This is a genomic window from Labrys sedimenti (assembly GCF_034424805.1).
Taxonomy (GTDB): Bacteria; Pseudomonadota; Alphaproteobacteria; order Rhizobiales; family Labraceae; genus Labrys; species Labrys sedimenti.
In genome coordinates this window covers 1-22,268 of sequence record NZ_JAXOUF010000005.1, presented here as the reverse complement: position 1 = coordinate 22,268, position 22,268 = coordinate 1, and the positions used below count along the sequence as shown (strand labels likewise).

The 22,268-nt window shown below is 65.4% G+C and carries 17 protein-coding genes; 13 read left to right on the top strand and 4 right to left on the bottom strand.

Features of this window, described 5'->3' with window-relative positions; genetic code table 11:
• The gene (locus tag U1R88_RS17050; RefSeq protein ID WP_322432314.1) at window positions 1–1,065 is read left to right on the top strand and encodes a substrate-binding domain-containing protein; all 1,065 of its coding nucleotides are present in this window, start codon (window positions 1–3) and stop codon (window positions 1,063–1,065) included.
• A 121-nt stretch (window positions 1,066–1,186) separates the two neighbouring features.
• Entirely contained in the window at window positions 1,187–2,557 is a 1,371-nt protein-coding gene (locus U1R88_RS17045; protein ID WP_322432313.1) for an FGGY-family carbohydrate kinase, read from the top strand.
• Window positions 2,558–2,624: 67 nt separating this feature from the next.
• On the opposite strand, the gene U1R88_RS17040 is transcribed toward U1R88_RS17045, so the two are convergent.
• A complete protein-coding gene (locus U1R88_RS17040) occupies window positions 2,625–3,200 on the bottom strand; it encodes a tyrosine phosphatase family protein (RefSeq protein WP_322432312.1) in 576 nt (191 codons plus the stop codon).
• A gap of 304 nt (window positions 3,201–3,504) precedes the next feature.
• On the opposite strand from U1R88_RS17040, the gene rhaS reads away from it, so the two are divergent.
• The 8 genes from rhaS to U1R88_RS17000 all read left to right on the top strand — a co-directional run bounded on the left by rhaS (window position 3,505) and on the right by U1R88_RS17000 (window position 16,143).
• Window positions 3,505–4,497 carry a rhamnose ABC transporter substrate-binding protein gene (gene rhaS, locus U1R88_RS17035; protein WP_322432595.1) on the top strand — a complete coding sequence of 331 codons (993 nt, stop codon included), beginning with the start codon at window positions 3,505–3,507 and terminating at the stop codon, window positions 4,495–4,497.
• Window positions 4,498–4,758: 261 nt separating this feature from the next.
• Window positions 4,759–6,255, top strand: coding sequence for a sugar ABC transporter ATP-binding protein (locus U1R88_RS17030; RefSeq protein ID WP_322432311.1), 1,497 nt, complete (start codon window positions 4,759–4,761; stop codon window positions 6,253–6,255).
• The gene (locus U1R88_RS17025) at window positions 6,252–7,259 is read left to right on the top strand and encodes an ABC transporter permease (protein ID WP_322432310.1); all 1,008 of its coding nucleotides are present in this window, start codon (window positions 6,252–6,254) and stop codon (window positions 7,257–7,259) included. The genes U1R88_RS17030 and U1R88_RS17025 overlap by 4 nt, the downstream gene beginning before the upstream one ends.
• Entirely contained in the window at window positions 7,259–8,260 is a 1,002-nt protein-coding gene (locus U1R88_RS17020; RefSeq protein WP_322432309.1) for an ABC transporter permease, read from the top strand. The genes U1R88_RS17025 and U1R88_RS17020 overlap by 1 nt, the downstream gene beginning before the upstream one ends.
• Window positions 8,261–8,280: 20 nt before the next feature.
• A complete protein-coding gene (locus tag U1R88_RS17015) occupies window positions 8,281–8,565 on the top strand; it encodes a type II toxin-antitoxin system VapC family toxin (RefSeq protein WP_322432308.1) in 285 nt (94 codons plus the stop codon).
• A gap of 476 nt (window positions 8,566–9,041) precedes the next feature.
• Window positions 9,042–13,802 carry a glutamate synthase large subunit gene (gltB, locus tag U1R88_RS17010; protein WP_322432307.1) on the top strand — a complete coding sequence of 1,587 codons (4,761 nt, stop codon included), beginning with the start codon at window positions 9,042–9,044 and terminating at the stop codon, window positions 13,800–13,802.
• 97 nt (window positions 13,803–13,899) lie between these two features.
• Complete coding sequence (locus U1R88_RS17005; protein WP_322432306.1) at window positions 13,900–15,324, top strand: glutamate synthase subunit beta; 1,425 nt, start codon at window positions 13,900–13,902, stop codon at window positions 15,322–15,324.
• 186 nt (window positions 15,325–15,510) lie between these two features.
• Complete coding sequence (locus tag U1R88_RS17000) at window positions 15,511–16,143, top strand: LysE family translocator (protein ID WP_322432305.1); 633 nt, start codon at window positions 15,511–15,513, stop codon at window positions 16,141–16,143.
• Window positions 16,144–16,159: 16 nt separating this feature from the next.
• Here U1R88_RS17000 and U1R88_RS16995 read toward each other — a convergent pair whose 3' ends face one another.
• Window positions 16,160–17,302, bottom strand: a complete 1,143-nt coding sequence (locus U1R88_RS16995) for an SGNH/GDSL hydrolase family protein (RefSeq protein ID WP_322432304.1) — start codon at window positions 17,300–17,302, stop codon at window positions 16,160–16,162.
• 52 nt (window positions 17,303–17,354) lie between these two features.
• Window positions 17,355–18,590, bottom strand: coding sequence for a lytic murein transglycosylase (locus tag U1R88_RS16990; RefSeq protein WP_322432303.1), 1,236 nt, complete (start codon window positions 18,588–18,590; stop codon window positions 17,355–17,357).
• 79 nt (window positions 18,591–18,669) lie between these two features.
• Here U1R88_RS16990 and U1R88_RS16985 point away from each other — a divergent pair, with 79 nt between their 5' ends.
• The 3 genes from U1R88_RS16985 to ccmB all read left to right on the top strand — a co-directional run bounded on the left by U1R88_RS16985 (window position 18,670) and on the right by ccmB (window position 21,051).
• Window positions 18,670–19,668 carry a KpsF/GutQ family sugar-phosphate isomerase gene (locus U1R88_RS16985; RefSeq protein ID WP_322432302.1) on the top strand — a complete coding sequence of 333 codons (999 nt, stop codon included), beginning with the start codon at window positions 18,670–18,672 and terminating at the stop codon, window positions 19,666–19,668.
• A 14-nt stretch (window positions 19,669–19,682) separates the two neighbouring features.
• A complete protein-coding gene (ccmA, locus tag U1R88_RS16980; protein ID WP_322432594.1) occupies window positions 19,683–20,285 on the top strand; it encodes a heme ABC exporter ATP-binding protein CcmA in 603 nt (200 codons plus the stop codon).
• 97 nt (window positions 20,286–20,382) lie between these two features.
• Entirely contained in the window at window positions 20,383–21,051 is a 669-nt protein-coding gene (ccmB, locus tag U1R88_RS16975) for a heme exporter protein CcmB (protein WP_322432593.1), read from the top strand.
• A 132-nt stretch (window positions 21,052–21,183) separates the two neighbouring features.
• Here the strand turns inward: ccmB and U1R88_RS16970 are convergent, their stop codons facing one another.
• The gene (locus U1R88_RS16970; protein ID WP_322432301.1) at window positions 21,184–22,089 is read right to left on the bottom strand and encodes a LysR family transcriptional regulator; all 906 of its coding nucleotides are present in this window, start codon (window positions 22,087–22,089) and stop codon (window positions 21,184–21,186) included.
• Window positions 22,090–22,268 lie beyond the last annotated feature (179 nt).

The window sequence follows — 22,268 nt, the reverse complement described above, 5'->3', positions numbered from 1 at the left end:
ATGACCGATACCTTCAACCGCCGCCAGATCGTCACGCTGCTGGGGGGCTTGGGGCTTGTCGGCATGTCGTCATCAGCCTTGTCGGCCCCCAGTCCGAAACCCAAGCCCAAGGCCGATCCGACGCCGGTCTTGCCGGTGACCGAGGGCAGGTTGCGCGTCGGGGTGATCGTGCCGGTCAAGGATGATCCCTTCTACAAGGCCTGCACCGACGGGGCACAGGAGGCCGCGACGCAGATCGGCACGCTCGACATGGCCGTGGCGGCGCCGGAAAAGCGTCAGGTGCGCGAACAGGCTCTCTTCATCAACGGCTTCGTGAAGCAGAAGGTCGATGCCATCCTGATCAGCCCTGTTGATGCCGGCCTGCTGGCGCCGCTGTGCAAGCGTGCCATGATCCGCGGCATCAAGGTGGTTTCCTTCGAGCAGGCCTTGCCGGCCAATTCGCGTACGGCCCATGTCGATCCCGTCAGCAGTCGCGGCAAAGCGGAGACCTTCCTTCAGATGCTGGCCGACGATGCCAAGGATGGCGGTGACGTCGCCATCCTGGCCGGTGCTCGCACTGGCGCGGATGGGCAGGGGCTGGTTTCGGAGACCATGCAGCAATGGCTCAAGCCGGCCTATGGCAAGCTCAAGCTTGCCGACACGCTCTATGGCAATGACAATGAAAAGGCCGGCTATGCCGCCGCTGACTTCGTGCTGAGGCAACGCCCCAACCTCAAGGGCCTGCTGGTCTTCAGCCCGGCGGCGCTGGTGGGGGCGGCACAATGCGTCTCGGACAGAGGCCTTGCCGGCAAGGTCTTCGTTACCGGCTTCGGCCGTCCGGCCACGCTGAAGGCCGCCATGTCGGCCAAGGCGGTGGAGTATTTCGCGACCGCCAATCCGGTGGATATCGGCTATGCCGCCATGCAGATTGCCGCGGCGCTGGCCAGGAACACCATGACCACCGGTACTGGCAGCCTGGTCACCGCCGGCCGCCTCGGCCAGATTGCCCTCGGCGAGAACAGTGTCGCCACGCTGCGTCCCTTCGTGGTCGATGCCAAGAATTTCGACAAATATGCCGATCTCTAGAGCAAGCGTATTCATCACTGCACGCTTGTTGCTCTAGTTCCTCGTTTCGAGGCATTTTCTTGATCAGGAAGTCTGCTTCCTTTGAAAATGTCTTGGTGAAAGATAATCCTGCGAGCCGACCATGTCCGTCACCGCCGTGCTCGATGTCGGTAAGACCAATGTGAAGCTGGTCCTGTTCGACGGAGCCGCCAGCCTCTGGCAGGCTTCGATGCCGAACCGGACGCTGGCCGGCCCGCCCTATCCGCATGCCGATGTCGAGGCGATCTGGCGCTTCCTGATGGAAGGGCTGCGCCAGGCCGGTGCCGAGCACGCCATCGCGGATATCGCCGTCACCACCCATGGCGCCGCCATGGCGCTGATTGGCGACGATGATCTGGCCCTGCCGGTGATGGACTACGAGTTCGAGGGCGTCGGCGCGGTCGAGGCCGAGTATGCGCCGTTCCGCCCGCCCTTTGCCGAAACCCTGTCCCCGCCGATGTCGGCGGGGCTCAATTCCGGCAAGCAGATCTTCTACCAGCAGCTGCACCACTCCGAAGCATTCGCGCGTGTCCGGCATATCGTGCCCTATCCGCAATATTTCACCTGGCGCCTCACCGGCATCGCCCGCAACGAGGTCACCGGCATCGGCGGCCATTCCGATTTGTGGGCCGTCCGTGAAAAGCGCCTCTCCTCCCTGGTGACCCGGCGTGGCTGGGAGGCACTGTTCCCACCGCCGGTCGCGGCCTATGCCGTGCTGGGCCCGCTGCGGCCCGAGGTGCGGGCCGAGACCGGCTTGCCGGATACGGTGCGGGTGCGTGCGGGCATCCACGATTCCAACGGCTCGATCCTGCCGCACCTGATTGCCTTCGAGCCGCCCTTCACGCTGGTTTCCTCCGGCACCTGGGCGGTGATCATGGCCCTGGGCGCCGATCCCGGCCGGCTCGACGCGGCCAGGGACATGCAGGCCTATGCCGATGTCGAGGCCCGCCCAGTGCCGGCCGCCAAATTCATGGGCGGACGGGAATTTGCGGTCATCCTCGATGGCGCGTCGCCGACCTGCTCGCTCGCCGATGCCGCGGCCGTGATGGCGGCCGGCGTGCTGGCGCTGCCGAGCTTCGTGCCCAATGGCGGGCCATTTCCGGGGCATCCCAGCGCGATCCGGGGCACGCTGCCGGACGGCGAGGGCATGCGGGCGGCGCTCGCCAGCCTCTATTGCGTGCTCCTGACCGACTATCTCCTCGAGGCGCTCGGTGCCAACAGCGGGCCTTTGCTGATCGAGGGCAGCTTTGCCGCCAATCCGGTCTATTGCAGTCTGCTCGCGGCATTGCGACCGGGGCAGGCGGTCCTGCCCAGCCTCGACAGTTCCGGCACCGCCTATGGTACCTCGCTTCTGGCGACCTGGCCCGATATGCCGGCCCGCGAGCCGGCAAGACCGGCAACGGCTTATGCCGATGCCGAGGCCCTGCTTCGCTACAAGACCGCCTGGCGCGCAGCGCTGCCGCAAGTCGCTTGACGGAAGAGCATGCGGAGCGTCGACCGGCAGGTCGGCACTCCATGCCAACGGGCGCTTCGGACGAACCTCAGGCCGCCATCTCGACTTCGCGCGCCCGGCCGAGCCGCACCATCCAGTCGGCCATGTCGGGGCGGTGCTGTTTCTGGAAAGCATAGTGCCGGCGAAGGGCCTGCGTCAGACGCCCGCCGCGGCCCAAGAGATCGTCGGCAAAGCCGATCAGCACGGAATTGGGCCAGGCCTGCGGGCGGATCTTGCGCAGGCGGGCGAAGATCTCGTCCTCGGACAGGTTCGAATCGGAGCGTGCCATCAAAGTCGCCATCGCCGCCGTCGAGCGCGAGACGCCCATATGGCAATGTACCAGCAGGCGTTCCGGCACGAGGATGGCGCCGGCTTCGTCGCGGGCGAAACGCAGGATTTCGGCCATGTGCTCGCGGGCCGGCATGATCTTGCCGGCCAGGGGATCGATGATGTCGTCGAACTGCAGGATGGTGCGCTGGTGCGCGCCATAGGCACCGAAGGCACTCAGCTCAGGCCAGTCCGGGTCGACGATCGAGAGCACATGGCTGACGCCGGCGCCGCTGAACTGATCGAGCTCGTCGATGCCGCAGACGGTCCAGGCCGCAAAGGAAGGAAGGGAAGTCATCGGTTCCAAAGGCAATGTGTGGAGAAGGGACGATTTCCACTGTCGTAGCGGCTGGACTCCCGGTCATCAAGACATTCGCGCGGAAGGCTCGGGCAAGGCGATGGCTGCCTTGCCAAAATTAATCAGACAAATTGCAGCCGACTCTTGCATTCGCCGGCGAGGCGAGCATGAATGGCGCCTCTGCGCGGGAGAGTCGGCCGTCAAGCCGCCTGCGGGCAGACAGACCGGCAAGGCTCGGCTGGCCAAGAATAGGAATAAAACTGGAGGGAACGACATGTTCGACGATCAGTCTCGTCGCAGCGCCTTGAAGATCCTCGGCGGCTCGCTGCTGGCAGGCGCCCTGCCGCTCGGCGCGGTCTCGCCGGCCTTCGCCGCCAACAAGCGCATCGCACTGGTAGTCAAGAATCTCGGCAATTCCTATTTCGATGCCTGTCGCGACGGCGCCCAGCAGGCGGCGAAGGAACTCGGCGGCATCGAGATCATCTACACCGCCCCGACCAAGGCGACCGCCGAGGATCAGATCGCGGTGATCGACGCCCTGATCGCCCAGAAGGTCGACGGCATCATCGTCTCGGCCAATGACGCCAACGCCCTGGTGCCCGTCGGCAAGAAGGCCGCACAGCGCGGTATCAAGGTGATCTCCTTCGACAGCGCCATCGCCAAGGGCGGGCGCATCATGCATCTCAATGCCTCTTCCACCGAGATGATCGGCGCCAAGCAGGTGCAGATGATTTCCAAGACCCTCAAGGGCGAGGGCGAGGTCGCCATTCTCTCGGCCGCCTCGACCATGACGAACCAGAACTCCTGGATCGCCGCCATGAAGCGGGAATGGGAGAAGCCAGAATACGCCAAGCTCAAGCTGGTCGACACCGTCTATGGCGATGACCAGGACGACAAGTCCTATCGCGAGATGCAGGGCCTGGTGAAGACGCATCCCAATCTCAAGGGCGTGATCTCGCCCACCACCATCGGCATCCGCGCCGGCGCGAAGGCGATCATCGACGGCGGCCTGGCCGGCAAGGTGTTCATCACCGGCCTCGGCCTGCCCTCGGAAATGAAGGACGCCGTGCTGAAGGGCGCCTGCGATTCGTTCGCGATCTGGAACCCGGTCGATTACGGCTATTCGGCCACGCAGATTCTGGCTGGCATCATCGGCGGCGAGGACGCCAAGCCCGGCTCCACCGTGAAGATGGGCCGCATGGGCGAGACCAAGATCGGCGAGGACGGCGAGGCGGTGATGGGCGAGCCCTTCACCTTCGACAAGTCGAACGTCGAGAAGTACGCCAAGATCTTCTGAAGGGCGCAGGAGCTAGGGCGCGAGGGACCCAATCGAGCTGAAGATAGCGCGACAAGCCCTCTCCACGAAGTGGGGAGGGTGGCCCGACGAAGTCGGGTCGGGTGGGGTGTGGCGGGCAGTGCGATGTTCTCTCTGAGACTTGCGCGACCGTGGTGCCATCTCGTTATGCTCGGCGTACTGCCCGCCGCACCCCATCCGTCAGTGCTTCGCACTGACACCTTCCCCACTTTGTGGAGAAGGCTTCCCCCGGCGCAGATCCTTATGACCTCCACTCCACTGCTTTCCCTTTCCGGCGTCTCCAAGCGTTTTCCCGGCGTGCGGGCGTTGCATGACGTGCGTCTTACCCTCCATCCCGGTGAGGTCACGGCGCTGCTCGGGGAGAACGGCGCCGGCAAGTCCACCATCGTGAAGATCCTCACCGGCATCTACACGCCGGACGAGGGCGAGCTCAGGGTCGGCGGCGAGGCGGTGCGCTTTTCGAGCCCGCGCGATGCCTGGGCGGCTGGCATCACCGCCATCCACCAGGAAACCATCATGTTCGACGAGCTCTCGGTCGCCGAGAACGTCTTCATGGGGCATATGCCCAAGGGCGCCGGCGGCCTGGTGGATTGGGGCGTCGTCCAAGCGCGCACGCGCGACCTGCTCAAGCGCCTCGATGCCGACATCGATCCGGGCGAGCCGCTGAAGGTCCTGAGCGTGGCCCAGAAGCACCTGGTCGAGATCGCCCGCGCCTTGTCCCACGAGGCCCGCATCGTCATCATGGACGAGCCGACGGCGGCGCTCTCGGCCCGCGAGATCGACGATCTCTTCCGTATCATCGACCAGCTCAAGGCCGAGGGACGGGCGATCCTGTTCATCAGCCACAAATTCGAGGAGATCTTCCGCGTCGCCGACCGCTGGCTCTGCCTGCGCGACGGCGAATATGTCGGCGATGGCGCGATCAGCGAGGCGACCCCGGCCGAACTCGTCCGCCTGATGGTGGGGCGTTCGATCGAGCAGGTCTTTCCCAAGCGCGAGGTGCCGATCGGCGACGTCGCACTCGAGGTCAGAGACCTCGGCAATGACAGTGAGTTCGCCGACATCTCCTTCACGCTGCGCCAGGGCGAGATCCTCGGCCTTTACGGACTGGTCGGCGCCGGCCGGTCCGAGGTCATGCAGGCGGTGTTCGGGCTTTCGCGGCTGGACAAGGGCGAGATCCGGGTGCGCGGCAAGGCCCTGGCGATCAAGAGCCCGGCCGATGCCATTGCCGCCGGCATCGCCTATGTGCCGGAGGACCGCCAGATCCAGGGCGCCGTGCTGCCCTTCGGCGTGCGCGAGAACACCACGCTGGCGAGCCTGGTGCGCCATGCCCGCTTGGGCTTCCTCAGCCAGCGCTCGGAGATATCGGATACGCGCCGGCTCGGTACCAGGCTGGCGGTGAAGGCCGCCTCCTGGGACCAGAAACTGCAGGAGCTGTCCGGCGGCAACCAGCAGAAGGTGGTGATCGCCAAATGGCTCGCCACCAATCCCAAGGTCATCATCCTCGACGAGCCGACCAAGGGCATCGACGTCGGCTCCAAGGCCGCCGTGCACGACTTCATGGTGGACCTGGCCGCCGAGGGCCTCGCCGTGGTGCTGATCTCCTCGGAACTGCCGGAGGTGATGGGCATGTCCGACCGCATCCTGGTGATGCATGAGGGGCGCATCGTGAAGGAATTCGCGCGGGCCGAGATGGACGCCGCCGCCATCGTCACATCGGCCACGGGAGGCCATGCATGAAGACCCTGTGGCGCCGTTATGGCCGCGAGATCATTCTCGCCCTCATCGTCACGGGCATGGTGCTCGGCATCGGCCTGCGCGCGCCGGTCTTCCTTGGTGTCGACAGCCTGATGGGCGTGCTCAAGGATACCGCGATCCTCGCCATGCTGGCGCTCGCTCAGATGACGGTGATCCTGATTCGCGGCATCGATTTGTCGGTGGCGGCCAATCTCGCGCTCAGCGGTATGGTCGCGGCGCTCTTTTCGATCGCGGCGCCCGATGTGCCGATCGGCCTGGTCATCCTGGTTGCCATTGCCGTCGGCACCTTCTTTGGCTTCGTCAACGGCGTGTTCATTGCCTATGTCGGCATTCCCTCCATCGTGGTGACCCTGGGCACGCTCGCCATCTATCGCGGCCTCGTCTTCATCGTCTCGGGCGGCAAGTGGATCAGCTCCGACAAGATGACCCCGGCCTTCCTGAACTTTCCGCATGCCACCTTTCTCGGCCTGTCGAGCTTGGTCTGGTTCGCCATCGCGGTGGCGGTGGCCATGGCCCTCTTCCTCGGGCGCACCACCATCGGCCGCGGGCTCTACGCGGTGGGCGGCAATCCGGTGGCGGCACGCTATTGCGGCATCGATCTCGCCCGCCAGCAATTGCTGGTCTTCACCCTGTCCGGCGCGGTCTCCGGCCTGTGCGGCTATCTGTGGGTGGCGCGCTTCGGCATCGCCTATACCGAGATCGCGCTCGGCTATGAGCTCAGCGTGATCGCGGCCTGCGTGATCGGCGGCGTCTCGATTGGCGGCGGCATCGGCTCGGTCAGCGGCGCCTTGCTCGGCGCGCTGTTCCTGGGCGTGGTGGTCAACGCCCTGCCGGTGATCAACGTCTCGCCCTTCTGGCAAATGGCGATTTCCGGCGCGGTGATCCTGGCCGCTGTGGTGGTCAATGCCCGCGCCGAGCGCAAGGGCGGCAAGCTGATCCTGCCCGAGGCGCGCCGCCGTGCCGCCGCCAGAGAAGGAGCCCGGTGATGACGGACACCGCCCGCTACCAGGTGCTCGACCGCGCGCCCCGCACGCTGGCGGACCGCCTGCTGCGCTGGGAGACCATTCTCTGCCTGCTGCTGGCGGCGGTGATCGTGGTCAACGCGCTGGGTTCGCCCTATTTCCTTGATCTCTACAACCTCTCCGACATGACGCAGAACTTCTCGGAGAAGGCGATCATCGCGCTCGGCATGGCGCTCCTGATCCTGACCCGGGAGATCGACCTGTCCGTCGCCGCCATCGTAGCGCTGGCCTCGCTCGCCATCGGCTATGGCGCGCAGGCGGGCTATGGGCCTGTCATGCTGATCGCCATCGGGCTTGGCGTCGGCATCGTCTGCGGTGCCTTCAACGGCTGGCTGGTCACCGGCTTCGGCCTGCCCTCGATCGTGGTCACCATCGGCACCATGTCGCTCTATCGCGGCATCGCCCAGGTCGTGCTGGGGGACCAGGCGATCACCACCTATCCGGAGGAATACACCAACCTCGCCCAGCTCTACATCATCCAGGAGCCGCCGCTTTATCTCGCCTTCATCCTGTTCCTGGCCCTGGCCGTGCTGTTCACCGTCGTGGTGCATTACACCGTGTGGGGGCGCATGCTCTATGCCATCGGCAACAACCCGGTGGCGGCACGCTTCTCGGGCATCCCGGTCAATCGCATCCGCTTCCTGCTCTTCGTGCTGACGGGCCTCCTTGCCGGACTTGCCTCGGCCCTGCTCACCGCCCGCATCGGCTCGACCCGGCCTAATATCGCGCTGGGCTGGGAGCTCGAAGTGGTGACCATGGTGGTGCTTGGCGGCATCTCGATCGCCGGAGGCTCCGGCACCATGCCGGGCGTGGTGATCGCCGTCTTCGTGCTCGGCCTCACCACTTTCGGCCTGACGCTGATCAACGTGCCCGGCATCGTCATCGCCGTTATTCTCGGCGTCCTGCTGGTGGCCGCGATCGCCCTGCCGATCATCGTGCGGCGGATCCTCGGGCTGCGGGTCTAGCGCCGGGCTTCCGACGCAGCGTGGCAAATTACGTTGAATTGTCGATGGTGATCGAAAACCAGCTCGGTTCCGAGGGGATGCGGCAGGCGGAGGCTTTCTTTCGCCGAGCTGGCATCGTCGTCGAACCGGTGACGCTCGACCAGAGCGAGCTGGCTCGCCAGGCCTTTCTCGATTTCGGCAAGGGGCGCCATAAGGCTGGGCTGAATTTCGGGGACTGCTTCTCTTACGCCCTGGCCAAGGCGATGGGCGAGCCTCTCCTGTTCAAGGGCAATGATTTCAGCCAGACGGATATCGGCGTCGCCTGATGGGGCGGTTTGATGTCCTGCCCCGCACGAAACAGTTTCGCATCGCTTGACAAGATCTCGCCACAATGACGATTTTTCAGAACTCTCTGTCTCGCTTTGATGTGATCACATTTCTTTTCTTGCTGTCGCGCTGGGGTTGCGCGCAAGAAAAAGTCGCGCTGCCGCTTTTATATGCTTGTCCCCAGCTTGGAATCATGCCATGTCAGCCATCCATATTAGGACAGCTATGCTGTCCCATTATGGATGCTGCCGCTTTCTGCGGCAGCCCGCGGACCAACCGAAGATGGCCCACAGGCCCGGCTTGGCCGTAGGACAAGAACGCCGCTCTCGCGTTTCAGCGCGGAGCGGTGCACAATTGAGTGACAGCTTTCACAATCCGGCGGCATAGTCGCGGCCCGACCCTTGCATGGGCAGGCGATGAGCGGGCGAGTGTGCGGGCTGGCGGCAACAGGACTGAGGCGAAGAGGAAACAGGTGATGAGCGCGATCTTCCAACACGGACAGCAGACGGTTTCGGCAGCGGCGATCGACGCTGCGACGAAAACGATTGCCACCGTGACGAAAGATCCCAAAGCGACGCGCGTGCCAGTCCTGCGCGATCCCGGCCTGCCCCAGGCCCAAGGCCTCTATGATCCGGCCAATGAGAAGGATGCCTGCGGCGTCGGCTTCATCGCCGACATGAAGAACCGCAAGAGCCACAAGATCATCAGCCAGGCGCTGCAGATCCTGCACAATCTCGACCATCGCGGCGCCGTCGGCGCCGATCCGAAGGCGGGTGACGGCTGCGGCATGCTCGTGCAGATCCCGCACGACTTCTTCGCCGCCGAATGTGCCAATCTCGGCTTCGAGCTGCCGGCGCCCGGCGATTACGCCGTCGGCTTCTTCTTCCTGCCGCGCAACGAGGAAGGCCGCGTGCATGCCATGCGCGTGGTCGAGAAGGTCGTGGCCGAGGAAGGCGAGGTGTTCCTGGGCTGGCGTGCCGTGCCCGTGGACAATTCGGGCCTGGGCGAGAGCGTGCTGCCGACCGAGCCGATCCACATGCAGGCCTTCATCGGCCGCTCGCCGGCCACGCTCGACCAGGACGAATTCGAGCGCCGTCTCTTCATCATCCGCAAGGTGATCTCCAACGTCATCTACAACGATGTGGAGCGTCGGCCGGTGACGGCGGGCTTCTATCCCGTCTCGGTGTCGAGCCGCACCATCACCTATAAGGGCATGCTGCTCGCCACCCAGCTCGGCGACTACTTCAAGGACCTCACCGACGAGCGCTTCCAGAGCGCCATCGCCTTGGTGCATCAGCGCTTCTCGACCAACACCTTCCCGAGCTGGACGCTGGCCCATCCCTACCGGATGGTCGCGCATAACGGCGAAATCAACACGCTGCGCGGCAACGTCAACTGGATGGCGGCGCGCCAGGCCTCGGTCGACTCCGAGCTGTTCGGTAACGACATCTCCAAGCTCTGGCCGATCTCCTATGAGGGCCAGTCCGACACCGCCTGCTTCGACAACGCGCTCGAATTCCTGGTGCAGGGTGGCTATTCGCTCGCCCACGCCATGATGATGCTGATCCCCGAGGCCTGGGCGGGCAATCCGCTGATGTCCGAGGACCGGCGCGCCTTCTACGAATATCACGCCGCGCTGATGGAGCCCTGGGACGGGCCGGCCGCCGTGGTCTTCACCGATGGCCGCCAGATCGGCGCTACGCTCGACCGCAACGGCCTCAGGCCTGCCCGCTATCTCGTCACCAAGGACGGGTTGGTGGTGCTCGCCTCCGAATTCGGCGTGCTGCCGATTCCCGAGGCCGACATCGTCGAGAAGTGGCGCCTGCAGCCCGGCAAGATGCTGCTGATCGACCTGGAGGAAGGCCGCATCGTCTCCGACGACGAGATGAAGGCCTCGCTCGCCACGGCCAACCCCTATCGCGACTGGCTCAAGCGCACCCAGATCGTGCTGGAGGATCTGCGCCCGGTGGAGGCGCGCGCCTCGCGCACCGACGTATCGCTGCTCGATCGCCAGCAGGTCTTCGGCTACACCCAGGAAGACATCAAGCTGCTGCTGCCGCCGATGGCGACCACCGGCCAGGAGGCTGTGGGCTCGATGGGCACGGATACGCCGATCTCGGCACTCTCCGACAAGTCGAAGCTGCTCTACACCTATTTCAAGCAGAACTTCGCCCAGGTCACCAACCCGCCGATCGATCCGATCCGCGAGGAGCTGGTGATGAGCCTGGTGTCCTTCATCGGCCCGCGCCCGAACATCCTCGACCTCGAAGGCACCTCGCGCAAGAAGCGCCTCGAAGTGCGCCAGCCCATCCTCACCAATGAGGATCTGGAGAAGATCCGCTGCATCGGCCATGTCGAGGAGCGCTTCGACACCAAGACGCTCGACATGACCTATCCGGCCATCCAGGGCGCCGAGGGCATGCGCGGCTCGCTCGAGCGGTTGTGCGAGCGCGCCGAGGCGGCGGTGCATGGTGGCTACAACATCATCATCCTCTCCGACCGCCAGACCGGCCCGGACCGCATCCCGATCCCGGCCCTGCTGGCGACGGCGGCCGTGCACCATCACCTCATCCGCAAGGGGTTGCGCACCGCGGCGGGCCTGGTGGTGGAGACCGGCGAAGCACGCGAGATCCATCATTTCTGCTGCCTCGCCGGCTATGGCGCCGAGGCGATCAACCCCTATCTCGCCTTCGAGACGCTGGCCACGTTGCATGCCCAGCTCGAATTCCCCGAGGAAGTCGACGAATACGAGGTGGTCAAGCGCTACATCAAGTCGATCGGCAAGGGTGTGCTGAAGGTGATGTCCAAGATGGGCATCTCGACCTACCAGTCCTATTGCGGCGCGCAGATCTTCGACGCCATCGGCCTCTCCTCGGGCTTCGTCAACGAGTTCTTCTTCGGCACCGCCACCATGATCGAGGGCGTCGGCCTCGATGAGGTCGCGGCCGAGGCCGTGTCACGCCACAAGGACGCCTTCTCGGATGCGCCGATCTATCGCAGCGCCCTCGATGTCGGCGGCGAATATGCCTACCGCATCCGCGGCGAAGACCATGTCTGGACGCCGGACAGCGTCGCCACGCTGCAGCATGCCGTGCGCGCCAATGCGCAGGACCGCTATCGCGACTTCGCCAATGCGGTGAACCTGCAGAACGGCCAGCTCCAGACCATCCGCGGCCTGTTCCGCATCAAGACGGCAAGCGAACGCGGCATGGCCCCGGTGCCCCTGGCCGAAGTGGAGCCCGCGAGCGAACTGGTGAAGCGTTTCGCCACCGGCGCGATGTCCTTCGGCTCGATCTCGCGCGAAGCGCATGAGTCGCTCGCCATCGCCATGAACGCCATCGGCGGCAAGTCCAACACCGGCGAGGGCGGCGAGGAAGCCGAGCGCTTCAAGACCTTGCCGGACGGACGCTCGAAGCGTTCGGCGATCAAGCAGGTCGCCTCGGGCCGCTTCGGCGTGACCGCCGAATACCTCGTCAATGCCGACATGATGCAGATCAAGGTCGCGCAGGGCGCCAAGCCTGGCGAGGGCGGCCAGCTGCCCGGCCACAAGGTCGATGCCGTCATCGCCAAGGTGCGCCATTCGACTCCGGGCGTCGGCCTGATCTCGCCGCCGCCGCATCACGACATCTATTCGATCGAAGACCTGGCGCAGCTGATCTTCGATCTGAAGAACGTCAACCCTGCGGCGGATGTCTCGGTCAAGCTGGTCTCGGAAGTCGGCGTCGGCACCGTTGCCGCCGGCGTCGCCAAGGCGCGTGCCGACCACATCACCATCTCCGGCTTCGAAGGGGGCACGGGCGCTTCGCCGCTGACCTCGATCAAGCATGCCGGCAGCCCGTGGGAGACCGGCCTGGCCGAGACCCAGCAGACGCTGGTGCTCAACCGGCTGCGCTCGCGTGTGCGGCTGCAGGTCGACGGCGGGCTCAAGACCGGCCGCGACGTCGTCATCGGCGCGCTGCTCGGCGCCGACGAGTTCGGCTTCTCCACTGCGCCGCTGATTGCGGCCGGCTGCATCATGATGCGCAAATGCCACCTCAACACCTGTCCGGTGGGCGTGGCGACGCAAGACCCTGTGCTGCGCAAGCGCTTCAAGGGCACGCCCGAGCACATCATCAACTACTTCTTCTTCGTCGCCGAGGAAGTGCGCGAATTGATGGCCGAGCTCGGCTTCCGCAAGCTCGACGAGTTGATCGGCCGCTCCGACCTGCTCGACAAGCAGGACGCGATCGACCACTGGAAGGCCAAGGGACTCGACTTCACCAAGCTCTTCCACAAGGTGGACATGCCGGCCAATGTCGGCATCCGCCACGAGGAGAAGCAGAAGCATCCGATCGACAGCGTGCTCGACCGCGGCTTCATCGCCGAGGCAGCGCCGGCGCTCGACTACGGCCGCGAGGTCACCATCGAGGGCAGGATCTCCAATGTCGACCGTACGGCGGGCGCCATGCTCTCGGGCGAGGTCGCCATGCGCTATGGCTATGAGGGCCTGCCCGACGGCACCATCAAGGTGAACCTGGCGGGCACCGCCGGCCAGAGCTTTGGCTCCTTCCTGGCGGCAGGCATCGACCTCACGCTGGTCGGCCAGGCCAACGACTATGTCGGCAAGGGCCTGTCGGGCGGCCGCATCATTATCAAGCCGAGCGAAGAAACGCAGGCCGTGCCGGAGAAGTCGATCATCGTCGGCAACACCGTGCTCTACGGCGCCATCGCGGGCGAGTGCTATTTCCGCGGCGTGGCGGGCGAGCGCTTCGCGGTGCGCAATTCGGGCGCCGCGGCGGTTGTCGAGGGCACCGGCGACCATGGCTGCGAATATATGACCGGCGGCGTGGTGGTGGTGCTCGGCCAGACGGGCCGCAACTTCGCGGCCGGCATGTCCGGCGGCGTCGCCTATGTCTATGACGAGGACCAGAGCTTCGCCAAACGCTGCAACCTCTCCATGGTCGACCTCGAACCTGTGGAAGAGGAAGAGGATCTGATGGAGCGCCTGCACCATCATGGCGGCGACCTCGAGTTCAAGGGCCGCATCGACGTCTCCGGCGACATGGGCCGCTATGACGAGGAGCGCCTGCGCAAGATGATCGAGAACCACCTGCATTACACGGGCTCGACGCTTGCCAAGACCATGCTGGACGATTGGGCCACCTATCGCACCCGCTTCGTCAAGGTGATGCCGGTCGAATATCGCCGCGCCCTGCGCGAGATGGAAAAAGCCCGCACCATGATGGCGGCGGAGTGATTTCAGCATCGTCGCGGATGCTTGGATCCGCGGCATGAATCTTTTGACACGGCCCCGGATGGCGCGGCGCGCGTCCGGTTCGACCGGAGGACTCAACATGGGCAAGGCAACAGGATTTCTCGAGATCGATCGGCAGGACCAGAAGTATCTTCCGGCCGCCGACCGCATCCGTCACTACCGCGAATTCACCCTTCCGCTCGACGACAAGGATGTCGGCAAGCAGGCGGCGCGCTGCATGGATTGCGGCGTTCCCTACTGCCACGGCCCGACGGGCTGCCCGGTGAACAACCAGATCCCTGATTGGAACGACCTCGTCTATCATGACGACTGGGAGGAGGCGGCGCGCAACCTGCACACCACCAACAATTTCCCGGAATTCACCGGTCGCATCTGCCCGGCCCCCTGCGAGGAAGCCTGCACGCTCAACCTTGAGGACGTGCCTGTCACCATCAAGACGATCGAGCAGTCGATCGCCGACAAGGCCTGGGCCATGGGCTGGATCCAGCCCGAGATCGCCAAGGTGAAGACTGGCAGGAAGGTCGCTGTCGTCGGCTCCGGCCCGGCCGGCCTCGCTGCCGCCCAGCAGCTCGCCCGTGCCGGCCATGACGTGCATGTCTATGAGCGCGAGCCTGCGGCCGGCGGCCTGCTGCGCTACGGCATTCCCGACTTCAAGATGGAGAAGCACCACATCGAGCGCCGCGTGCGCCAGATGGAGGCCGAGGGCGTCACCTTCCACTATGGCGTCAATATCGGCGTATCAATGAGTTTCGCCGATCTCAAATCCGGCCATGACGCCGTGCTGCTGGCTGGCGGCGCCGAGACCCCGCGTGACCCGACCTTGCCGGGCGCCGAGCTCGAAGGCGTGCATTTCGCCATGCCCTATCTGGTGCAGAGCAATCGCCGCGTCGGCGGCGAGGACATCTCGAAAGAAGAGCCGCTGCTCACCACCGGCAAGCATGTCGTGGTCATCGGTGGCGGCGACACAGCCTCGGACTGTGTCGGCACCTCCTTCCGCCAGGGCGCCATCTCGGTGACGCAGCTCGACATCCGGCCGCGTCCGCCGGAGAAGGAAGACAAGCTGGCGATCTGGCCCTATTGGCCGACCAAGATGCGCACCTCTTCCTCGCAGGCCGAAGGCGCCGAGCGTGAGTTCCAGGCGGTGACGCTCGGCATCGTCGGCAAGAACGGCCGCGTCACCGGCGTCAAGATCGCCCGGGCCGACGAGAAGCGCCGGCCGATCGAGGGCACGGAGACCGTGCTCAGGGCCGACATGGTCTTCATCGCCCTCGGCTTCACCGGCCCTGTCAAGGTGGGCATGATCGACCAGTCGGGCGTCGAGCTCGACAAGCGTGGCAATGTGTCGGCCACCGACCGGGACTATCGCACCTCGATGGACAAGGTCTACGCCGCCGGCGACATGCGCCGCGGCCAGTCGCTGGTGGTCTGGGCCATCCGCGAGGGGCGCCAGGCCGCCCGCGCCATCGACGAGGCGCTGATGGGCGCGACGACGCTGCCGCGCTGAGCGGCGGTTTTCGGTGTGCCGGTCTTCAGACCGGCATGAAAGCGTTGGAAGATTGCCGGTCTGAAGACCGGCACACCTTTCCATCACCGATTTTGACGCCAGCATTCAAAGTGATGATGGATGCGGGTCGGTGCTTGCCTGGATGGGAGGAGCGGGCGTAGCAAGGCAAAACCCGAGGTTTCCGCCATGCTCTCCCTCACCACCGTTCTCGCCTTCACCGCTATCGCCGTCGGCATGGTGCTGACGCCCGGCCCCAACATGGCCTATCTGGTTTCGCGCTCGATCTGCCAGGGGCGCCTCGCCGGGCTGATCTCGCTGATCGGCGTCGTCACCGGCTTCGTCATCTACATGCTGTTGGCGGCCTTCGGCATCACCGCCTTGCTGTTCGCGGTGCCCTATGCCTATGACGCTCTGCGCATTGCCGGCGCGGCCTATCTCGCCTGGATGGCCTGGCAGGCCCTGAAGCCCGGCGGCCGCTCACCCTTCGAAGTGCGTGCGCTCAAGCCTGATTCGGTGCGGCGTCTCTATGGCATGGGCCTGTTCACCAGCCTGCTCAATCCCAAGATCGCGGCGCTCTATCTCTCGCTGTTGCCGCAATTCGTCGACCATTCCGGCCCTGTGCTCGCGCAGACCCTGCAACTCGGCCTCATCCAGATCCTGGTCAGCGCCTTCTTCAATGCCTGCTTCGTCGTGATGGCGGGCACGATTTCGGCCTTTCTCGCCGGCCGCCCGCTGTGGACGACGGTGCAGCGCTGGCTGATGGGCACGGTGCTGATGGGCCTCGCGGCCCGCATGGCGCTCGACACCGCACGGCGGTGAAAACAAAACGCTTCCTTTACGGCATGGCCTGCGCGGACCAGCGAAAATCGTCGGCGCGGCCTTCGCGTGGCGGCAGGCTTTCGCCCTGCCCAAGCACCTTGGCGACGCTGGGGTCGGCGCTGCCCGGTCTGGGGGTGCCGCCGCCGAGCAGCTGGCCGCCGGGCGCGGTCTCATAGGCATCGAGTGGCAGGACCGGTCCATATTCGGGCTTTTCAGCCGGTGAATCGCCTGGAGTCTCGGAGGTCGGCTCGGCGACCGGGGCCGTCGCAACTATCGGCGCCGGCGGTGCTTCGCCGAGCAGGCGCCTTAGATCGCTCTCGAGGAAATGCGCCGCCAGCTTGGCGCCTTCATCGGAGAAATGTACGCCATCGGCCTTGCGCAGGCGCGCCGGCTGGCCGTCGAGCCCGGTGCCGCTGGCGGCATAGGAACCGTCCGAATTGACGAAGCCGTCCCAGATGTCGACATAGATGCCGCCCGCCGCGGTAACCTGGCTGCGATAGAGGCTGTTGAAACGCACCATGGCGGCGCTGAGGGCGTCGCTGCGCATCGGCGGCAGGCCAACCCAGAAGATCTTGACGCCGCGGGCTTTCAGGGGCGCAATCAACGCGTCGATGCGCTTGCGATAGGCCGCCTCCCACTCGTCCGATTGCGGTTCGAGGCGGGTGCCGTTCTCCCGGATGGTCTGGCGGTCGTTGGAGCCGATCAGGATTACCACGGCATCGATCTGGGTGTTGGCGGCGAGAAGATCGGCGACGCCCTTGTTCCAGTCGTAGAAATCGTTGCGCACCAGGCCGCTATCGGCCTTGGTATTGCGGATGATGGCGATATCCGGCCGATCGTCCAGGACGTCGGTCAGCCCGGCTGCGAGCTGGTCCGCCATGGAATCACCGATGACATGCACGAAGGAGGAGGGCGGCACGGCCGGTGCCGGCGCGACCTTCGCTGGCCTGGGCATGGCGAAGGGCGAAGCACGGACCTTGGTGCGCCGGACCGGTGCCGGCCGGGCGTTCTGCTGGCGCACCTTGTTCTGCATCTCCCGATATTGGCGCAGGGCCTCGCCCGGCGTGTCGCCCCCGCTATCACGCGCCATGATAGGGCGTTGCGACAGCACAACAGCCGCCAGCACGAACAGGACGATCAGGAGGAGGCGCTGCTTCAAGGCCGGTCTCCGTTTTCGCGGGATGAAGCGCTCTCGATCAGACTAGCACGCCTCAGGGCGTGGCGCTCAATTTCTGCAACACGGCCGGCGTGGGATAGCCGTCCGCCACCAGTCCCGCCTTGGCCTGCCAGGTGCGCAGGGCCGCCCGCGCCGCCGGGCCGATCTTGCCGTCGATCGTCTCGATCGGATAGCCGAGCGCCTTCAGCTTCTTCTGCATCGCCGTGATCTGGGCACGGTTGAGCGTGGTCTCCTGCGCCGGCCAGCGCCCCTTCAGCGAGGCAATGCCGCGGATGCGGTCGGCAAGCAGGCCGACCGACAGTGTGTAGGAATCAGAGATATTGTAGGTCTTGATCGCCCAATAGTTCTGGAAGGTCAGGAAGGCCGGCCCCTTGGCGCCCGCCGGCAGGAACAGCCAGGCCTTGTCGCTGTCCGGCAGTGGCTTGCCGTCGACCCTGGCGACGCCGAGCTTGGCCCAAGCGCCGGCGGGGCCACCGTCACGGGCATTGATGGCGGTGAAATCGAATTTCGCCGGCAGCTTGACCTCATAGCCCCAGCGCTTGCCGCCATCCCAGTCGTGCAGCTTGAGGTAGTTGGCGATCGAGCCGATCACGTCGGGCTCCTCGTTCCAGATGTCGCGCTTGCCGTCGCCATCCATGTCGACGGCATATTTCAGGAAGCTGGAAGGCATGAACTGCACCTGGCCCAGCGCGCCGGCCCAAGAGCCGGTCATGCCGCGCGGCGTGATGTCGTGCTCCTGCAGGATCTTGAGGGCATCGATCAGTTCGTCGCGGAAGAGCTCGGGGCGCTTGGTCGTGCAGCAGGCCAAGGTGGTGAGCGAACGGACGATGTCGGAATTGCCCGGCGAGGCGCCGTAATTGCTCTCCAGTGACCAGATGGCGAGGATGACATAGCGGTCGACGCCATAGCGCTCCTCGGCCTTGTCGAGCCAGGATTTCCAGCGCTGCGCCATCGCCTTGCCCTGGGCGATGCGGTCGGCGCTCAGGCGGGTCTCGACATAGGCGCGGATGGTCTGGTTGAATTCGGGCTGGGTGCCTGCGAGCGAGACGACTTTGGGATCGACGCCGAGCCCGGCAAAGGCGGCATCGAAGGTCTCGCGGGAAATGCCGGCCTTCTCGGCCCGCGGCCATAGCGCAGTGACGAAGTTCAGATAGCTGTCGGCGCGGGCAGGCGAGGTCAGGCCGAGGACCATCAGGCCGAGGATCGTGAGCCCCTGTATGGATCCGAGCCGCATCGTGCGCGCGATGAAGTTAGAAGGCGTGCATGACATGGGCGCGTTCCCGAATCGTGATTCTCTTTACCGATTCTGTGATAAACACCGCCGCGAAACAAATCGTGACGAGGCAGGTTTGAAACAAGGTGATGGCCAAAGTGATCGCACGCTGAAGGCGGCGCAGCAATCGGCCCTGCGCACCATCGCGACCGAAAGGGCCGGCCTCGAGGCGCTGGCGGAGGCGATCGAAGGCGATCTCGGCCCCGTGTTCAGCGCCTGCATCGAGCGTTTTTCCGGCCTCAAGGGCCGCGTCATCGTCACCGGCATGGGCAAATCGGGCCATATCGGCAAGAAGATCGCGGCGACCTTCGCCTCGACCGGTACACCGGCCTTCTTCGTGCATCCGAGCGAGGCCAGTCATGGCGATCTCGGCATGATCACCGCCGATGACGCCGTCATCGCCCTGTCCTGGTCGGGCGAGACGCGCGAACTCGGCGACATCATCGATTATGCCACCCGGTTCAACGTGCCGCTGGTGGCGGTGACCTCGGTGGCGAGCTCCACCCTGGCCAAGGCGGCGGACCTGCCCTTGGTCTTGCCCCAGGCCAAGGAAGCCTGCCCGAACGGCCAGGCGCCGACGACCTCCTCCCTGATGATCCTGGCACTCGGCGATGCCCTGGCCATGGCCATGCTGGAGTCGCGCGGTTTCACCGCCGCCGATTTCCGTGTCTTCCATCCCGGCGGCAAGCTCGGCGCCTCGCTGAAATTCGTGCGCGACGTCATGCGTACCGGCGATGCGGTGCCGCTGGTCACCGAGGGCACGCTGATGTCGCAAGCCATCCTGGTGATGTCGAAGAAGGGGGTCGGCAGCGTCGGGGTCCTCGACGCGTCGGGCATGCTGGTCGGCATCGCCACCGACGGCGATCTGAGGCGCCACATGAGCGATGATCTGATGACGCGGCGGGTCGATGACATCATGACGCGTACGCCCAAGGTCATCCGCCCTGACGCCCTGGTCAGCGAAGCCATGGAGGTGATGGATACCAGGCGCATCGCCGTGCTGTTCGCCGTGGAAGGCGGGCGGCCGGTGGGGGTGGTCCATATGCTCGACCTGTTGAATATCGGCGTCGTGTGAGCAATGCCCCGCCCCTGCGCCTGACGATCGAAAACCTCGCCTGCGAGCGGGGAGGCCGGCTCGTGTTCGAAGGGGTCGGCTTTTCCGCCGGTGCCGGCGACCTCGTCGCCGTGACGGGCCGCAACGGCGCCGGCAAATCCAGCCTGCTCAGGGTGATCGCCGGCCTGGTGCCGCGCAGGGATGGGGCGATACGTCTGGACGGCGGCGATGCCGAGAAGACGCCCGCCGAGCACATGCACTATTGCGGCCATGCCGATGCGCTGAAACCCTCGCTCAGCGTGCGCGAGAATCTGGGCTTCTGGCGCGCCTATTACGGCGATGCCGACCTGCCGATCGAGGATGCGCTCGATCTCTTCGCCATCGAGCATCTCATCGACCTGCCGGCGGCCTATCTGTCGGCCGGCCAGAAGCGCCGGCTCTCGCTGTGCCGGCTGCTGGTGTCCCGGCGGCCGGTCTGGCTCCTGGACGAGCCGACATCGGCGCTCGATACCGCCACCCAGGCTCGGCTCGCCGGGGTGATGGGCGAGCATCTTGCCGGCGGCGGGCTGATCCTGGCCGCCACCCATGGCGACCTCGGCCTGGCGCCGAGCCTCACCCTCACAATCGGTGCGGCATGAGCATCGTCCGAAAAGTGGGCACCGGTTTTCGGAGGAAGCGATGCGACAACAAAAACTTGAAGCATCGCACTCGATTCCGAAATCGGGCCCGATGCTGATGAGTGCGCTCGCAGCCCTGTTCACGCGCGAGCTGCGGCTAGCCGTCAGGGCCGGCGGCGGGGCGCCCGTCGGCGTCATCTTCTTCCTGGCGGTGGTTGTTGTCATTCCCTTCGGCGTCGGCCCGGATCTCAACCTGCTCACCCGCATCGGCCCGGCCGTGCTCTGGCTCGGCGCCCTGCTGGCGACGCTGCTCGGCCTCGACCGCCTGTTCCAGGCCGACCTCGACGATGGTTCGCTCGACCTCATCCATCTCGGCGGCCCGCCCCTCGAACTGGCGGTGGCGGTGAAGGCGCTGGCGCATTGGGTGACCACAGGCTTGCCTTTGGTGATCGCCACGCCGCTGCTCGGCCTGTTCGTCAACCTGCCCGGCAAGGGGCTGGCAGCCGTGACGCTGACCCTGCTGGCCGGCACGCCGGCCCTGACCTTCCTCGGGGCTATCGGCGCGGCGCTGACCGTGGCGCTCCGGCGCGGCGGCATGCTGATCTCCATCCTGATCCTGCCGCTCACCATTCCCGTGCTGATCTTCGGGGTGGCGGCCGCAACCGCCGCGATCACCGGCCCGATGCCCTTCCTGCCGCCCTTCCTGCTGCTCTGCGCCATGACGTTGTTCTCCATCGTGCTCGGCACGGTGGCGGCGGCCTGGGCCCTGCGCTTCGGGCTGGAATAGCCGTGGATTCTTTACCCCGCGCGGTCTCGATCGTCATTGCGAGCGCAGCGAAGCAGTCCAGGCATTGGGAGGCGGGGTTTGAATTTCTGGATTGCTTCGCGGCGCCCGCAATGACGGATGCGCAGTTCGAAGCTACCATATCAGGACCTCGCGCTTGAGCAGGGCCTCGAGCCAGTCCGCGAACAGTTGTACCCGGCGTGAGAAATGCCGACGATGGGGGAAGAGCAGCGTCATCGGCATGGAGGCGGCGCGATAGTCCGGCATGACCTCGACGAGTTCGCCGGCCGCCAGGTGGCTCTTGACGTCATAGGCCGGGATCTGGATCAGGCCGAAACCAGCCAGGCAGCAAGCGATATAGGCCTCCGCGCCGTTGACGACCACACGGCTGCGCACCGAACGCGTCTGGATCCCGCCATGGCCTACCCATTCCCAGGGCTCGACCCGGCCCGTGCTGGGGGAGGCGTAGTTCACGGCCAGATGCTCGTCGAGATCGTCGGGACTGCGGGGCACGCCGTAGCGCTCGAAATAGTCAGGGCTCGCCACGTTGATCAGGGCCAGTTCACCGATGGAACGGGCGATCAGGCCCGAATCGCTGAGCGGGCCGACGCGCAGCACGCAGTCGAGGCTGTCTTCGACCAGGTCGACGGTGCGGTCCGTCACGCCAAGGTCGACGTCGATCTCGGGATAGAGGTCGAGAAATTCGGCCAGGGCTGGCGCCACGATCAGCCGGCCGATGCGACCAGGCAGATCGACACGCAGGCGGCCGGCCGGGCCGGTGGCGGCTTGCCGGAACAGGCTTTCGGTCTCCTCGAAATCGCTGAGAAGGCGCAGGCAGCGCTCATAGAGGGCGAGGCCATCCTGCGTGGGGGAAACCTTGCGGGTGGTTCGATGCAGCAGGCGCGCGCCCATGCGCGCCTCCAGATCCTTGATGGCGGCCGAGACCGAGGGGCGTGGCAGCCCCAGCGTGTTGGCGGCACGCGTGAAACTCGAACTGTCGACGACGCGAACGAAGATGCGGAAGAGATCGATACGGTCCACGGCCTAATACCAGATTGGTATTAGATTGTAACATGTCATGTTCAAATGGATAGCTTTATATCGAAATCCAAGACGATAAGCTGACCTCCGATTGAGCTTCATTCGTGAAAAGGAGATCCAGCATGGCCGATCACAGCATCAAGGGAAAAGTGGCGCTGATTGCCGGCGGCGGCAAGAAT

Bases quoted from the DNA above. Each gene is read 5' to 3' on its own strand.
- U1R88_RS17050 (WP_322432314.1), top strand. From the start codon at position 1: ATGACCGATACCTTCAACCGCCGCCAGATCGTCACGCTGCTGGGGGGC.
- U1R88_RS17045 (WP_322432313.1), top strand. From the start codon at position 1,187: ATGTCCGTCACCGCCGTGCTCGATGTCGGTAAGACCAATGTGAAGCTG.
- U1R88_RS17040 (WP_322432312.1), bottom strand. From the start codon at position 3,200: ATGACTTCCCTTCCTTCCTTTGCGGCCTGGACCGTCTGCGGCATCGAC.
- U1R88_RS17030 (WP_322432311.1), top strand. From the start codon at position 4,759: ATGACCTCCACTCCACTGCTTTCCCTTTCCGGCGTCTCCAAGCGTTTT.
- U1R88_RS17025 (WP_322432310.1), top strand. From the start codon at position 6,252: ATGAAGACCCTGTGGCGCCGTTATGGCCGCGAGATCATTCTCGCCCTC.
- U1R88_RS17020 (WP_322432309.1), top strand. From the start codon at position 7,259: ATGACGGACACCGCCCGCTACCAGGTGCTCGACCGCGCGCCCCGCACG.
- gltB (WP_322432307.1), top strand. From the start codon at position 9,042: ATGAGCGCGATCTTCCAACACGGACAGCAGACGGTTTCGGCAGCGGCG.
- U1R88_RS17005 (WP_322432306.1), top strand. From the start codon at position 13,900: ATGGGCAAGGCAACAGGATTTCTCGAGATCGATCGGCAGGACCAGAAG.
- U1R88_RS17000 (WP_322432305.1), top strand. From the start codon at position 15,511: ATGCTCTCCCTCACCACCGTTCTCGCCTTCACCGCTATCGCCGTCGGC.
- U1R88_RS16990 (WP_322432303.1), bottom strand. From the start codon at position 18,590: ATGTCATGCACGCCTTCTAACTTCATCGCGCGCACGATGCGGCTCGGA.
- ccmB (WP_322432593.1), top strand. From the start codon at position 20,383: ATGAGTGCGCTCGCAGCCCTGTTCACGCGCGAGCTGCGGCTAGCCGTC.